Source organism: Rhizobium mongolense subsp. loessense (assembly GCF_900099775.1).
GTDB lineage: Bacteria > Pseudomonadota > Alphaproteobacteria > Rhizobiales > Rhizobiaceae > Rhizobium > Rhizobium loessense.
In genome coordinates this window covers 348,427-361,983 of the sequence record NZ_FMTM01000001.1, presented here as the reverse complement: position 1 = coordinate 361,983, position 13,557 = coordinate 348,427, and the positions used below count along the sequence as shown (strand labels likewise).

The following is a 13,557-nucleotide window of genomic DNA, read 5'->3' as shown; positions in this document are numbered from 1 at the left end:
CATGAACATAAGGCCACCAACCTTCAACGTCGACGATGCCCGGCGCGCGAACGAGTGCGCCTGCGTCTTCGACCATCTGGCGAGGCAGATTGCGATTGAAGCCGAAAGCGCGGGGTGGCTGCAGAGCGAGGTTGCATTGGCTCTCGCTGACGCCGCCGAGCGTTACATCATGCATGTCGCAGCCGGCACCCATGAGATGCCGATTGCGGCCAACTGCAACGCCGTTCGGGAGGCTTGACGCATGCGGAGCGGCCTTCTCATCGCGTTCTTCTGCACCGCCGCGGCGCTTTATCTGGCGTGGGGACAGATCGCTGCCTATCAGGAGCGGGAGCGCATTCAAACCGTCGATGCCGCCCAGCGCCGAACACGACTGGCGGAACTTTCCGCAGACGGCTGCAACGGTGCCGTTAGCTCCCTTTCGGCGATGGAGCATCGGATCCTCAAGGCCGGAGGCATCGAGATCCCTAAGGCTCTGGCTAACGACATCACGTTATGTCTCGAAGAGAATATCATGTCCGGCCGTTCACGGCTGCAGATGGAGCGGACGCACTTGATTAGGCTGTTTCCGCGCGAGGCGAGCATATTGCCGCACGAATGACGGCGCGCTTAAGCCGCGACACGCACCCGCGCTTCTTCCCGGATCCGGTTCACCATGGACCTCAGTCCGTTAGAGCGCTGCGACGACAGGTTCTCGACAAGTCCGATCTTCGAGAAGATATCGAAAGCATCGAGGCCCGCGATCTCCGAGGCTCTCTTGCCGGAATAGGTAGCAAGCACGATAGCGACGAGGCCACGCACGATATGCGCGTCGGAATCGCCCTCGAAGACCAGCACCGGATTTTCAGGATTGCCCTGGGGATGCGTCACCAGCCAGACCTGGCTGGCGCAGCCCATCACCTTGTTCGCGGACGTCTTCTTGTCGTCCGGCAGGTCCGGCAACCCCTTGCCGAGTTCGATGACATAGCGGTAGCGGTCCTCCCAGTCGTCGAGGAAGGAGAAGTCGTCGATGATCTCGTCGAGAGATGCCATAAGCGGGCCTTTCACTATTGTGAGTGATATAGGTGAACTGCCGTCGCTTTTGAACCATTAAAAAGAAAAACGTCCGCCAGGCGGCAAACGCCTTGGGGTCAGCCGCCGTATCACATCGGCCGGAGCAGCCCATCGCTGCGAACGAACTGGTGATAGAGGGCAGCTTTGGCATGCCACACCAGCAGCGCGACAAGTAGGCGGGCACCGAGGCCGTGAGGCGCGCGAAGGATAGGCGGTGAAGTTCGGGCGCATTGCGGGGCGCGCGCCGCTCAGGATCGTCATGCCGATGCCACTGGCCATGCCGGGAATGACGACGCCCACGGTATCCTGATCCTCATTCCTTCACTTCCTCAAAAGCAAGGCCGGTGAGTTCGACATCGTCTTCTATATGCGCAGGCACTCGAACTCGCCGGGGGCGACAAGATCACTCTTCAGCCTCAAGTTGCGCGGCCTCAAGTTCAAAGGCCGCCTTCGCCGCCAGGCCGCGTATCCCTCCAACGCATAAAAAAACGCCGTGAAGGATGGGCATCCTCACGGCGCAGCAAAAAGCTGAAATCAAACAGGGCAGGCACGTCAGGCACGGGCGTCTCCGTATCATGCGGATCGCCGGTGCAAGGTTGGGGCGGAGAACTCCGCGGAATTCCTAAAGGACCGGCTTCGGTGTCGGCAAGGGAATGGCGCCGGTCACGACCTTGTCGGAAATCGGGTCGTCCTCCACCGGCGCGCGGTAGGGCATCGGCTGGTTCAGAGCGGCAGCCCTCTGCTCTTTTGCGGAAGGAGCAGTGGCTGCAACGGGAGCTTCGGCAAGCGGTGCGGCCGGCGTCGCCTCCGCAAGCTTCAGAGCCGGTGCCTTCTCGTCCGAGAACTGACTGTCCAGCAGCTCATAAGCGACGCGGGCGCCTTCGCGGGCCCGGTAGCCGAGGGCGGTGAGCGTTTCCGCGCCCTTGGCGCAGACCTCCGGTTTCTCGTTGCACATGCCGGTGAGATAATCATAGGCGCCACTTGCGGCGGTGAAGGCGTCAAAGAATTGGATTTGCGGGTCGTTGGCAAGGCGCGTCGAGCTCTCCGAGCTGAAGAGCGGCAAGAGGACCAGCACGAGGCCGAACCAGAACGATCCTTTGATCAGAAACCACATTGTCGTTGCCCATCCTGTTTTTCCCGTCCGGTCTTCTCGCCGAATCAGGCCGGTTTTCCGGTGTGCTTTCACCCTAGCGGGGAAATGCGAATGCCACTTTTCGAAACTCCACGGCATTTGCGGCAAATTTAATTCGAATTTTAAATAAAGGCATTGTGACCGCATTTCAGTCAAATTGTAGCCATCGGGGTTAAGCATGGCGCAGTGGGCTGCCTGGAATTGCAGGGATTCCCTAAGGGCAGCGTGCCGCAAAGGTTAACGAAAAGCCGAAATGCGAGCGAAATCCATCGCTTACCCGCTATTAACCACAAAAACCAAAGGGCCCTGCGGATGGCTCAAAATGGGATTTTTACAGCTTTTGGGCTGTGGAGAGCCGCTTTGCCTTATCCTTTCCTTAAGCCGCCGGGGCCTATTGTCCGCACTGTGTAAACAGCCTTTTCGGCGGGTATTGCGTGCGCGTATTGAGTGACATTGGCGGACGGGCGGCAGCCCTCGTGGACCGGGCAGCGGCAGGCTGGCTTTCCCGCACGGGAAGCGGCGAAGCTGTTGCCGAGCGCGAGCTTGCGATCCTGCGCCGGCTCGTCTTCCTCTCTTGCGCCGCCTTGATCGCTGCGCCTGCCGGCCTCTCCTTCGTCACCAGCCCGGCCGTGGCACTGCCTGCAGGTGTCGCGACCGTCTGTGCTGCCTTCCTTTTTTCAGCCGTGGGCAGCATCGCGCTTGCCCGCCAGAGCGCCGTTGTGTCGGCCGTTGCCACGGCACCCGCGGAAGACTTCTTCCTGGAAAACAGCGTCGGCCTCGTCCTCTTCCTCGATCCGCAGGGCAACGTCACCACCGCCGGTGGCCGCGACAGCCGCGAGTTCCTCGCCTGGATGCGCGACCCGAAGGGAAGGGGCTTCATCGAGCAGGTGCATGTCTCCGACCGCATCTTCGTCCTGCAGGCGCTCGACCGGCTGCGCCAGGGCGAGGCGTGCGCCAGCGTCGACCTTCGCCTCGACCGCCCCTGCGTTTCCCTTGATCTTCGCCAGTTCGCACATCTCAGAATGGACATGACGGCACGGCGCGATGAGGACGGCGAGCTCCTAGCCGTCGTCGCCCAGCTTCGCGACGTCTCCGTCGAACAGCAGCTGCGCATGGAAGCCCAAAGCCGGGCGGCCGATGCCGAATCCGCCAACGATGCCAAGTCGCGCTTCCTCGCCGCCGTCAGCCACGAGCTGCGCACGCCGCTGAACGCCATCCTCGGCTTCTCGGATATCTTGCTCGGAGAATATTTCGGCAAGTTCGACAATGAGCGCCAGCGCGAATACGTGACCCTGGTACGCGAGTCCGGCGCGCACCTGCTTTCCGTCGTCAACACCATGCTCGACATGAGCAAGATCGAGGCCGGCCGCTATGAGCTGCTGCTCGAACCGTTCGATATAGGCGTCTCGGTCCGCTCCTGCGAGGCGATGCTTGCGCTGCAGGCCAAGGGCAAGGGTGTGACGCTGACGAGCCGCATCCAGCGCGGCCTCGACGAGGTTGTCGCCGACCAGCGCGCCATTCAGCAGATCCTCATCAATCTCGTCGGCAACGCTGTGAAGTTCACCGATGCCGGCGGCGCCGTCACCGTCGATGCGGCGGTGCGCGACGGCATCCTGCAGATCTGCGTCAGCGACACCGGCATCGGCATTCCCGCCGACAGGCTCGAATCGCTCGGGCAGCCCTTCATGCAGGTGCAGAACGATTATACACGTCATTACGAGGGGACCGGCCTCGGCCTGTCGCTGGTGAAGGGACTCGTGGCGTTGCATGGCGGTCACTTCGCGATTGCCAGCGTTCCCGGCGAAGGCACGATCATCACCATTTCGATCGCGGCGGATGGTTCCGGCGCCGGTGCCGCGCATGCGGAAAAGGACCGGGCCGTCGATTTCCCGCCGCGCCTGAAAATTGCGGCGACGAATGTCGCCGGGCTGGAAGAGGGGCTTTTCGATGGCCGCGCGCAAGCGAAAATCGCCTAAGGGAAGGAGAGGCCGGCATCAGCCGAGCCTGCTTCTCACAGGGGCTGCCGCTCTCGGCGGCGTGGGCATGACGGGCGCATCCGTGCTCGGTGGCGTCATTGCGCGCAATCCTTCGGTCGCAGGCGGTACCACCGCCTTTGTCGTCATCTTCAGCTTCGTTGCCGCCAATGCGCTCTGGTATCAGCCGGGTACGCATCCGCATCCCTTCTTCCGCACCCGCGATGTGCTAGCGCCCTTCTCGATCGGCCGTCCGGCCGTGGAAGAGCCGCACCCAGGCGACGTCACGACCTTCAAGATCGAACGTGCGGGCGAGGCAGGCGCTGCCGCCACCACCAATGCGACGCCGCCGGCTGCAGCACCCGGCCAACAGCCCAGTCAGCTTGTCATGGACATCCAGGAGGAGCTCATCCGCCGCGGCCTCTATAACGGCACGGCCGACGGAATCATTGGCCCGCGCACCAGCGCCGCGATCCTTTTCTTCGAGGAAACCGTCGGCATGCCGCCGAGCGGCGATGCGACGCCGGAGGTGCTTGCCGCCCTCAAGACCGATTCCATCGGTCCGTCTGCCGTTCCCGCCGAGAAGCCGCGCGAGGATGTGACCTCGAAAGCCTCGGCCGAGGATCCGGTCGCCGCCGCCATCCGCAGCGCTGAAAAGCAGATCAAGACCGCCGCCGGCCCGAAGCAGGTTCCCTCATCCGAGCTCGCCAACGTCGATCTGGTGCTGAAAATCCAGAAGGGCCTTTCAAACATGGCCTACGCCAATGTCGGCGTCGACGGTGTCGCCGGCGAACAGACCCGCACTGCCATCCGCCGCTTCCAGAAGCATTACAACCTGCCTGAGACCGGCGAGCCCAACGAGGCGGTTTTGAAGAAGTTGAAGGAAATCGGCGCGATTTGAGGCTGGGTGAGGGGGCCTCGCGCTGGAAGCGGACGTTACACGCCGGCATCAAGGCTCGTCCAATGTGAAATCTTCACTCCGACGACTTCTGATTGCTGGCATCGTTCAAGGCGCTTTCCGCGCCGCTTCACGATGTCGGTCTGCTTCCGGCGCTCGACGAGGTGATCCGGCGTTGCCGGGAGCGTCGCCGAATAGGCTGACCGGTCCCGGGCAATCGCGGAGCTCTACCACAAGCTCCCTTCGCTGGGAGAGCTTGGACGGCATATTCTTCCGGCGGAAGGTGAGCCGGGAGGAAATCTTGCGGCAAGTGATCGACGTGATAAAGAGCGGAGAATTCCGTCTGGCATGCTGAGCCGTCTGGGCCGACACGTTCACGCCCGTCGGCACTTTAGCGCTTACTGAAGCTGCCACCATTCGGGCAGGAAGCCACCTTGCTGCGTGCCAACTGCGAACATTTGCGCTATGCTCAGTCGATGGAACGGCAGCACGCCAAATTGATTGCAACGGTATCGTTGGCCCTGGCCGCAGCGAGCGTGGCTGCGGCGCACCCGGATTCGCGCTGCACCTGCCGCAATCGGGATGGCACGAAGTACGAGCTTGGCCAGACCGCCTGCATCAGGGTGGGTGGGGCGTCGTATCTCGCGCGCTGCGAGATGGAGCTGAACGTCACGACATGGCGTAAATTGCGGGACGGTTGCCCGGAGGCCTGAACCGCAACGGCGGGCCGTTCTGCCAAGAGCACATCCAATCAGCCGAAGCCGGTCCAGCCGGTCCGGCTTCGGAAATCCAGGGACGGTTATCTGATCACCGGCTCGCCGTGATACCGGCGCTTCGACGGCTTCGACACGCCAAATCCGACTTCCATCATCAGGCGCGGCGTATGCTTGGCGAGCGTTCCCATATGGAAGCCGAAGGGATCCTCGACAAAGCCGGTGCCCGCCTTTCCGGTCAGCGTGACCGCACTCTCCTTGCCGTAGAAGCCAAGCACGTCCTCGGCCGAATGTCCGACAAGCAGCGTCAACTGATGCTTCATCCGGCGGCGGTTGTGGCTGCCTTGAACATAGACATGGGGACCGGCATCCGCATCGACGTCGGACAGATAGAAGAAGAATTTCAGCATTCGCCAGTCGTCGAGATCGAAGTGGAACTTGAACGAGGCGCGGCTCAGATCGGCTTCCGAGGCAGATTTCGTCGGGAAACTCCACCATGTCCGCGTTGTGATCAATTTCGCCTCGCCGCCGAGGTAGTGCCGCGCGATACTGAGGAGCAGCGGGTCTTGCTGCACGGCGACCGCTGCCTTGCATTGCAGAACCCGCTCGAAATGATGGCCGCTCAATATCGTGCGCCCGAAGCGGCGTTCGGCTTCAGCATGCTCTCCGGCGAGAAACTCGACCTTGCGCTCGAAATTGCCGAAACACGGGGTCTCGCGTGCAAAACGGGCGATTTCCTCATGGATGGCTGGTGGCAAAGTGAGGCCGGTGAAGATGCCATTCCTTCGCAATTCCGCGGCGGCGTTCTCCGCCTTGATCCCGCCAAACATTGACGGTGCTGCTGTTGCCGAAGACGGAACAGGTCTGGCGGTCAGCCAATGGGCGCGACGGAAAGGCATCGTGCGCGCCAGCAGGAACATCGGCAGCCAGGCAGGATTTTCCTTGAGGTCGGTTAAGTAGGTTGGTACGCGCGCTGCCATGCGGCGAAGGGGCCCGCCTGTGCGGGCAATGGCTTCGAGGTCTTTCGGCTTAGATTTGGGCGCATCAAGCATCTGACATCCTTATTCGAACATGGTTTCCCATGGCGTTTTTCCCCGTGGCGCCGGCCTACGGTAGGTGGTTTTGGATCATGATGCAATGCAGCATGGAAATTGCAGCCTGCGATATGGTTAATAACTATTTGAATAAATTGACGAATTTCGGGGCACTGGGTCCCGACGGGCAACGAAGCTGAGCCCGTCTATATGTGGCAACAAACGGACGGCGAGCCTGGTGCTAAAGCCGGTTGGGGCGGCGCCTAGAAGAAATGGAAGTCGTCGGCGGCAAGCGATGTGCCGTGGCTCACGGCCGCAAACGCCACTGCGGCCGCATCGCCGCTCCCGTCGGAATCGAAGAGCAGGCGGCCGGAGCATGTGTCGTAGATGATGTGGTCGTCCTCATCCAGCGCGACTGTGCCCTTCGCGAAGGCCCCGGGGTCGAGCGCGCCCGCCACAACGCCGGCGAACACGGAGCTGTCCAGCCGGAAGACGTCGTCAGCGGAGCTGAAGTCGAGGATTTTGTCGCAGTTCGCCCGGCCGGGCTCGGCGTCGAAAACGAAGGCGTCGCCGCCCGCCCCGCCGGCGAGCGTGTCGCGGCCGGTTCCGCCGTTGAGAGTGTCGTCGCCGCCGCCGCCGTGCAGGCGGTCCTTGCCAGCGCCGCCATCAACGGTATCGTCGAACCGGCTGCCGGTGATCCGGTCATTGCCGCCCATCGCGGCGACCAGAACCGGGTGATCGTAAGCCCCATAGCTGGCGACGTCTTTCGCATCGGTGAGCGTGATCTCTTCGGCCGGCGGCACGATCATGATGGTGATCGTCGCCAGATTGCTGTTGCCCTGGCCATCGGTGGCGTAAACCGTGAAACTGTCGGTGCCGGTGAAGCCGGCCGCCGGAGAATAGTCGAAGAGGTTACCGTTCAGGTAGTCCTGGTGATAGTGCAGGCTGCCCACATATTGGCCCTGATGAAACGGATAGTAGCCTGCTTCATATCGCGTTTCCTGCTGCAGCGTGCCATGGTCCGGCCCGTCCACGATGACGAAGCTCAACAGGTCGAAATCGGCATCCGACGCGCTGAAAGTGATGTCGTCGAGCGATTGGCCCGGCGAAAGCGAGAAGGTCATGTCGGCGGCGGTGGGCGCATGGTTGACGAAGGTGTCAGGCTGCAGCGCACCGCCTTCCAGGATAATCTGATGCGGGCCGTACTGGGTGTTTTCGCCGCCGAAATATTCGTTGGCGCCCTGCCATGTCACCACTACGTCGTTGGGGCTTTCGGCAGTGACGGAGATAATCTCAGTCGAAAGAAAGGCCGCCTGGTCGGACAGCGTGCGGATATAACGGCCTTCGTTGTCGAAGACGAAAGTTTCCACCGTCGTGAAGATCTCGGTCCTGCCGTCGTTGGTGAAGGTGGTGACCGTAAAGAAGCCGTCGAACACGTCGACTGAGGCAAGATCGACCCAGCCGTACGGATAATCTGTATGCGCAGCCCCCGGTCCGAGGACGTCGCCGTCAGTTTCCGTTATGCTGAAAAGGATCGCATCGGGGCTCTCGTTGTTGATGTCTTCCCATACGGTAAGCTCACTGCCATTGCTCAAAGTGGGCATCGTATTTCCTTCGTTGCAGGGAAACGGCGCTGCGGACATCTTCACCGAGAGGCAAGATAGGCTGGGATGCGGACCGATCAAGCTCGGCGATGGGGTTGACGCTTCCTTCGGCATGCTCGCTCGAAATCTGGTAAACTTTCTTCCTCAAAAAGGAGTGGGTATGTCCACAAGTGACCTGAAAGCCCATTGGCAGGCTGTCTACAAGACCAAGGCGGAGAGCGAAGTCAGTTGGTACGAAGATGCGCCGGAACTTTCGATGGTTCTGCTGCATCAAGCCGGGCTGACGCCCGACATGTCCGTGATCGACATCGGCGGCGGGACCTCGCGGCTGGTCGATGCTCTTGTGGCATCCGGCCAGGCCCATGTCAGCGTCCTCGATCTGTCTGCCGCAGCCATCGAGACGGCAAAGGCGCGACTGACAGATGCAACGCGCGTGCAGTGGATTGTGTCGGACATGACCGCCTGGACGCCCGGCCGCCAGTATGATTTCTGGCACGATCGCGCCGCCTTTCACTTCCTGACGGGGGCGGCCGACCAAAAGGCCTATGTTCGGGTGCTGGGGCAGGCTCTCAAGAATGGCGGCAAAGCCGTGATCGGCACCTTTGCGCCCGACGGACCGGAAAAATGCAGCGGCCTGCCGGTCGCCCGCTACGATGCGGAAAGCCTGCAGGCTGTTCTCGGCAACGGGTTCAAGCTTGCCGCAACGCGCCGGCATGAGCACACGACCCCATCGGGATCGGTGCAGCGATTCCAATTCAGCACGTTCGAGAAGGTCGGTAGCGCGGAGCCGTTTGCTTGAAGATCCGAGACTCCGGCGCGCCGGCTCCTCCACCACCGCCGCATCGATCAGATTATTGGTGCGCGCCAATCGCGGCGAGTTGTCGCGTCCCATTCTGTCGTGCGTGTGAAAGCCAAGGCGATGGAGCCTCGAAACCTGAAAGAAATTAGGCGACTTGACCATGGCGTGCCGGCTTTCGCACTGCAAAAAAATTGCGAAGGCAATGTGCCTGCAGGGCCTTGAAATTCGTTAGGGCAATATCGAAATGTAATTTTGATTGTCATCGGCCGCTGGCTGGCGAAGAGGTACGTTTTGAGACCGTGCTCAACTTCGCTTGAAAGATACCGGCCGTATGGTATCTTTTTTCTGTCTGATACTGTTGGCCGACGGCCCATGGCCGGCCATCTCAAAGATTTTGCCAGCCGGGATAGCCCGAATGTTGTTTCAAGATTCCGGCAGCGCTCTATCCGAAACACATATTGCTGATCGCGCCATGTACAGATCAATCGCCTCCCTGAGCAGCGCGGACAACCCGCGGCTCTACAAGGTTCTTTTGGACCATTTCTCGTCGCTCTATCCGGCGATCGCCAAATCGAGCGTGGCTGAGTTTCACTTAGGGGGCGATCAGACTTTTCGGCTCCTTCGAGGGTCGAAGGACCTCACTTTCGAGGTTGTCTACTCCGACATTTCCCGGTTCGCCTCGATCACCCGATCATTGAATTCACGAGCACGAAAATACATCACGGGCTTTGCTCTTCAGTGGAGCACTTCGCGCGTGGCCCCTCCGCGCGGACTCCTGCAGCTTCCTCGTCCACTGGATGAAACGCGGGTTCCTGAAGATGTGTTGATGGTGATCTTCCATCTTGATCAAGCCGATCCGGTCGAAGCCGAACGAAAGATCATGGCATGCATTAGCGCGCTCTATCCCTCCGCTCCGAGATTGCAGCGAGAGGCGCAGGACTATAACGGCCAAAGAGCAATAGCGCAGCTCGCTGACTGGCTGTCGTTCCAGGATGCAAAGCGCGTGCTTGACATCGAAGACCCCGACCACGCGGCAACGATGCTTATCTCGATGATGTTTGGAGGAATGGCATCCTTTATGGCCGCAGGTGGCGGCTTGCCGGACAGATCGAGTCTTATTGGCTATCTCAAAGGGTGCATCCACCTCTTCGTGAGAGGTTGCCGCTGTAAAGAGGCCGCCTGACCGGAAGAGCCGATAGGGCACCGCCGGCTGCTGTTCACCACCCCATTTTGAGTGGCGGTGGAGTTCGGCTTTCTTTTGTTGGAATTCCTCGCAGCGACCCCTTTAACTTGCCCACGAAGGACAATCATTGATCGCGAAACGGTGGCTTGGCCAAGTCTGATTGTGGCAAAAATGCAACGTCCACTGTTCGAAATTATTTTTGGTACGAACACGTTTATTAAATAATTGACGGGCTGGCGCATCGCCTGTTCTAAGGGCTGCGTTGCCGGAGCAAATTGCCCTGGCAACGTCTGGCGGACTGAAATTTCAGGGGACCGCATCCATCGCGCTAGCAAGAGCCAACCTTGGGGTTGGCCTCTGGAACGGAGACAAAAATGAACATTAAGAGCCTTCTTCTCGGCTCCGCTGCTGCCCTCGCAGTAGTATCCGGTGCTCAGGCCGCCGACGCCATCGTCGCTGCCGAACCGGAACCGGTTGAGTACGTCCGCGTCTGCGACGCTTACGGCACCGGCTACTTCTACATCCCGGGCACCGAAACCTGCCTACAGATCGGCGGCTACATCCGTTTTGACGTTGGCTTCGGTGCTGGCGACGCATTCAAGAACAACGGCTCTGAGGACTGGGATGCCCGCACGCGTGCGCATATCAACGTCATCGCAAAGAGCGATACGGAATACGGCGTTCTGACGAGTGCGATCATTCTTGAATCCAATTTCCGTCCGAACGAAGTTGACAGCGACGCTCGTTCAGCTGGAGCATCTTCTACGTTCGGCAGTTCTCAGGACAGCACGGGCATCGACGAGGCTTACATCGATCTCGCCGGCTTCCGTGTCGGTAAGTTCGCCAACTGGTGGGATGATGACTTCTCGGGCGAAACCGACGTCATGACAACCCTTGATGGTTCGACGAAGCAGAACTCCATCCGCTATCAGTACGATGCTGGCGACTTCTATGCCGGCATCGCCCTCGAAGAGCTGGTTCAGACAGAGGGCGGAAATGCCAACAACCTCGGTATCGACGGTTCCATCGGCGGTAAGGTCGGCGGCTTCACCTATGCGATTATCGGCGCTTACGACACCGACGCCCAGGAAGGCGCCGTACTCGCAAAGGTCGGCGTTGACGTTGGCCCGGGCACGCTCTCGGTTGCCGGTATCTATTCCACCGGTCTGGGCGATCAGGGCTTCAACGGCTACTACGACGCCGGCGAATGGTCCGTGGCTGCTCAGTACGCGCTCAAGGCAACCGACAAGTTCACGGTCACCCCTGCAGTTCAGTACATCGACAACATCGATGCCGATGCGAGTGGCAGCTGGGACAGCGGTAGCGAGCTGCGTGCTGGCGTTACGCTCGATTACAAGGTCGTAGAGAACCTTTCAACAAAGCTCACTGCAACCTATGTTTCGGACGATCACGACAACGCGGCGGATCAGGACTGGGTCGAAGGCTTCTTCCGGCTGCAGCGCGACTTCTAATCAAACGCGATAAAACTGATCTGAATTGACCTCTGATCAGTTTCGAGGGAAGAGCCCGGTATCCCAGCCGGGCTCTTCTTCAATTCAGGCGGTCAGCCCCTTGGCGAATATTTTAAGGCTCGAACGAAGATAGACTCGAGTCCGTTCCGCGCGTTCTTCCAAATCCATTTCCGCCCGGTCGATGCTCAAGCTCCCGAAGACGACGCCGATCAGCATGGTGGCTGCAGCGTCTGCGTCAGCAACCTTTATACGGCCCTTTTGCTCCATCTGCCTGAGCCATTTGGCGAGCTTTGCACGTGCAAGGCGGAAATCGTCCCGCAATTCCCCAACTTGTTCCGCCGCTTCCCAGCCGACCTCTATCATGAAGTAGTCATTCATGCCGGCCGCGTCTGCCGCACCGTCTCCATCGATAAAGAAGATTCTGGCTAGGTGTTCCTCCAGCGGAAGCTGGTCATCAATTTGAGGTAAGAAAAAAATGGAATCGCTTCGAGATTTCAGTATTTCCCGCAGGAGGTCGGCTTTTCCGTTGAAGAACTCGTAGAAGGTTCTTTTGGAAATACCGCATCTGGCCGCTATCACATCAACCGTCGTATTGATGTATCCGTATTCGATGAAGACATCGCATCCCACGCCGATTATCTCATCTCGTCGCTGATCGGTGTCCACGCTTTTAGGACGACCGCGCGGCCTCTTTACATTTTCCCCAGTTTTTGAACTCACGATCCCTCATCGCTTGTAATTTTTCCCACCCCGGCCTCGACTGATACATGAACCGGCCTGGCGGGTACAGGCCGTCTGGCCCCCTCTCATCCGCCGCGCGGCCCTCACGCCCCCCTCACGCCCCGCTCACGCCCCGCTCACGCCCCGCTCACGCATTGTCACCGTCGCGTTACGGTCTCAAGCTTCTCAAAAGAATTTGCCCGAAGCAATACAGATGTTATTTTGTGGCCATACACATCGCCATCGCGCGGCACGCTTTGATTGCGTGACTTGGTTGCGTGCCGGGGGGCAAGAGATAGACGATGGAAAGTTCGTACAGGCGTAGGAAACAGCCGGAGCTGGTCAAGCGGACCCTGATAGATGAAGCGGCAAAACTTGCCGTGCGGGAAGGGCTTGCCTCCGTGACCGTTCAGGCCGTATCCGATGCAGCGGGCGTGACCAAGGGCGGCTTCATCCATCATTTCCCGAGCAAGAAGGACCTGATCGACGCCGTCTTCGGGGAACTCCTTGAAGCGATCGATGACGATATCGATGCCCGTATGGCCAACGACCCCGAACCCTATGGTGCGTTCACGCGCGCTTACGTCAACTCGGTCTTCCAAAACAATCTATGCGCCAAGGGCGGCCAATGGGCGCCGCTGACGATTTCGGCGCTGACGGATCCCTATCTGCGCGATCTCATGGCAAGCTGGGTCGAGGAAAGGGCGCAGCGCCACAATGAGACGGATGGCGATACGCACTTGAAGATCGCGCGCCTGGCTGCCGACGGCATCTGGCTCGCCCATCTTTATAAGATCAAGATCACCGATCCGGAGAAGCTGAGGTCTGAGCTTTTGGCAACCACCAGAAAGCCGGATGCGCAGCGCAAGAACTGCCCCGATTGGGGCGCGCGCCCTACAACCTAAGTCTAAGCCGCCCGTTTCGTTTGCAACTTATTAACCATATTACCTGAAGCTTTCCTAAGTTACTTGGGGAGCCG

At 60.0% G+C, this 13,557-nt stretch carries 14 protein-coding genes; 9 read left to right on the top strand and 5 right to left on the bottom strand.

Features of this window, described 5'->3' with window-relative positions; all coding sequences use genetic code 11:
- Position 1 precedes the first annotated feature (1 nt).
- Complete coding sequence (locus BLP23_RS01830) at positions 2 to 238, top strand: hypothetical protein (protein ID WP_092583290.1); 237 nt, start codon at positions 2 to 4, stop codon at positions 236 to 238.
- Positions 239 to 241: 3 nt separating this feature from the next.
- On the top strand, positions 242 to 598 hold the full coding sequence (locus BLP23_RS01825; protein WP_092583289.1) for a hypothetical protein: 357 nt from the start codon (positions 242 to 244) through the stop codon (positions 596 to 598).
- A gap of 8 nt (positions 599 to 606) precedes the next feature.
- Here the strand turns inward: BLP23_RS01825 and BLP23_RS01820 are convergent, their stop codons facing one another.
- Entirely contained in the window at positions 607 to 1,029 is a 423-nt protein-coding gene (locus BLP23_RS01820) for a SufE family protein (protein ID WP_092583288.1), read from the bottom strand.
- Between the two features lie 643 nt (positions 1,030 to 1,672).
- On the bottom strand, positions 1,673 to 2,164 hold the full coding sequence (locus tag BLP23_RS01810) for a DUF5330 domain-containing protein (RefSeq protein ID WP_092583287.1): 492 nt from the start codon (positions 2,162 to 2,164) through the stop codon (positions 1,673 to 1,675).
- 452 nt (positions 2,165 to 2,616) lie between these two features.
- On the opposite strand from BLP23_RS01810, the gene BLP23_RS01805 reads away from it, so the two are divergent.
- From BLP23_RS01805 to BLP23_RS01795, 3 genes are all read left to right on the top strand, one after another.
- Positions 2,617 to 4,158 carry a sensor histidine kinase gene (locus tag BLP23_RS01805; RefSeq protein ID WP_092583286.1) on the top strand — a complete coding sequence of 514 codons (1,542 nt, stop codon included), beginning with the start codon at positions 2,617 to 2,619 and terminating at the stop codon, positions 4,156 to 4,158.
- On the top strand, positions 4,130 to 5,056 hold the full coding sequence (locus tag BLP23_RS01800; protein WP_092583285.1) for a peptidoglycan-binding domain-containing protein: 927 nt from the start codon (positions 4,130 to 4,132) through the stop codon (positions 5,054 to 5,056). Before BLP23_RS01805 ends, BLP23_RS01800 begins: the two co-directional genes overlap by 29 nt.
- A 473-nt stretch (positions 5,057 to 5,529) precedes the next feature.
- Complete coding sequence (locus BLP23_RS01795; protein WP_092584224.1) at positions 5,530 to 5,766, top strand: hypothetical protein; 237 nt, start codon at positions 5,530 to 5,532, stop codon at positions 5,764 to 5,766.
- A gap of 86 nt (positions 5,767 to 5,852) precedes the next feature.
- Here BLP23_RS01795 and BLP23_RS01790 read toward each other — a convergent pair whose 3' ends face one another.
- Positions 5,853 to 6,818: a phytanoyl-CoA dioxygenase family protein gene (locus BLP23_RS01790; protein ID WP_092583284.1), complete on the bottom strand. Its 966-nt coding sequence runs from the start codon at positions 6,816 to 6,818 to the stop codon at positions 5,853 to 5,855.
- Positions 6,819 to 7,063: 245 nt separating this feature from the next.
- Positions 7,064 to 8,404 carry an Ig-like domain-containing protein gene (locus tag BLP23_RS34905; protein WP_092584223.1) on the bottom strand — a complete coding sequence of 447 codons (1,341 nt, stop codon included), beginning with the start codon at positions 8,402 to 8,404 and terminating at the stop codon, positions 7,064 to 7,066.
- 160 nt (positions 8,405 to 8,564) lie between these two features.
- Between BLP23_RS34905 and BLP23_RS01780 the strand changes: the two genes are divergently transcribed.
- The 3 genes from BLP23_RS01780 to BLP23_RS01770 all read left to right on the top strand — a co-directional run bounded on the left by BLP23_RS01780 (position 8,565) and on the right by BLP23_RS01770 (position 11,858).
- Positions 8,565 to 9,203: a class I SAM-dependent methyltransferase gene (locus tag BLP23_RS01780; protein WP_092583283.1), complete on the top strand. Its 639-nt coding sequence runs from the start codon at positions 8,565 to 8,567 to the stop codon at positions 9,201 to 9,203.
- 415 nt (positions 9,204 to 9,618) lie between these two features.
- Complete coding sequence (locus BLP23_RS01775) at positions 9,619 to 10,386, top strand: TetR/AcrR family transcriptional regulator C-terminal domain-containing protein (protein WP_139187023.1); 768 nt, start codon at positions 9,619 to 9,621, stop codon at positions 10,384 to 10,386.
- 374 nt (positions 10,387 to 10,760) lie between these two features.
- On the top strand, positions 10,761 to 11,858 hold the full coding sequence (locus tag BLP23_RS01770; protein WP_022714540.1) for a porin: 1,098 nt from the start codon (positions 10,761 to 10,763) through the stop codon (positions 11,856 to 11,858).
- A gap of 84 nt (positions 11,859 to 11,942) precedes the next feature.
- Here BLP23_RS01770 and BLP23_RS01765 read toward each other — a convergent pair whose 3' ends face one another.
- Positions 11,943 to 12,578, bottom strand: a complete 636-nt coding sequence (locus BLP23_RS01765) for a TetR/AcrR family transcriptional regulator (RefSeq protein ID WP_167363817.1) — start codon at positions 12,576 to 12,578, stop codon at positions 11,943 to 11,945.
- Between the two features lie 302 nt (positions 12,579 to 12,880).
- Here BLP23_RS01765 and BLP23_RS01760 point away from each other — a divergent pair, with 302 nt between their 5' ends.
- On the top strand, positions 12,881 to 13,483 hold the full coding sequence (locus BLP23_RS01760) for a TetR/AcrR family transcriptional regulator (RefSeq protein ID WP_092583280.1): 603 nt from the start codon (positions 12,881 to 12,883) through the stop codon (positions 13,481 to 13,483).
- Positions 13,484 to 13,557: the final 74 nt, after the last annotated feature.

Excerpts from the sequence above, each read along its gene's own strand:
- BLP23_RS01830 (WP_092583290.1), top strand. The coding sequence starts at position 2 with ATGAACATAAGGCCACCAACCTTCAACGTCGACGATGCCCGGCGCGCG.
- BLP23_RS01800 (WP_092583285.1), top strand. The coding sequence starts at position 4,130 with ATGGCCGCGCGCAAGCGAAAATCGCCTAAGGGAAGGAGAGGCCGGCAT.
- BLP23_RS01775 (WP_139187023.1), top strand. The coding sequence starts at position 9,619 with ATGTTGTTTCAAGATTCCGGCAGCGCTCTATCCGAAACACATATTGCT.
- BLP23_RS01790 (WP_092583284.1), bottom strand. The coding sequence starts at position 6,818 with ATGCTTGATGCGCCCAAATCTAAGCCGAAAGACCTCGAAGCCATTGCC.
- BLP23_RS01810 (WP_092583287.1), bottom strand. The coding sequence starts at position 2,164 with ATGTGGTTTCTGATCAAAGGATCGTTCTGGTTCGGCCTCGTGCTGGTC.
- BLP23_RS01820 (WP_092583288.1), bottom strand. The coding sequence starts at position 1,029 with ATGGCATCTCTCGACGAGATCATCGACGACTTCTCCTTCCTCGACGAC.
- BLP23_RS01770 (WP_022714540.1), top strand. The coding sequence starts at position 10,761 with ATGAACATTAAGAGCCTTCTTCTCGGCTCCGCTGCTGCCCTCGCAGTA.
- BLP23_RS01780 (WP_092583283.1), top strand. The coding sequence starts at position 8,565 with ATGTCCACAAGTGACCTGAAAGCCCATTGGCAGGCTGTCTACAAGACC.
- BLP23_RS01825 (WP_092583289.1), top strand. The coding sequence starts at position 242 with ATGCGGAGCGGCCTTCTCATCGCGTTCTTCTGCACCGCCGCGGCGCTT.
- BLP23_RS01795 (WP_092584224.1), top strand. The coding sequence starts at position 5,530 with ATGGAACGGCAGCACGCCAAATTGATTGCAACGGTATCGTTGGCCCTG.
- BLP23_RS01760 (WP_092583280.1), top strand. The coding sequence starts at position 12,881 with ATGGAAAGTTCGTACAGGCGTAGGAAACAGCCGGAGCTGGTCAAGCGG.
- BLP23_RS34905 (WP_092584223.1), bottom strand. The coding sequence starts at position 8,404 with ATGCCCACTTTGAGCAATGGCAGTGAGCTTACCGTATGGGAAGACATC.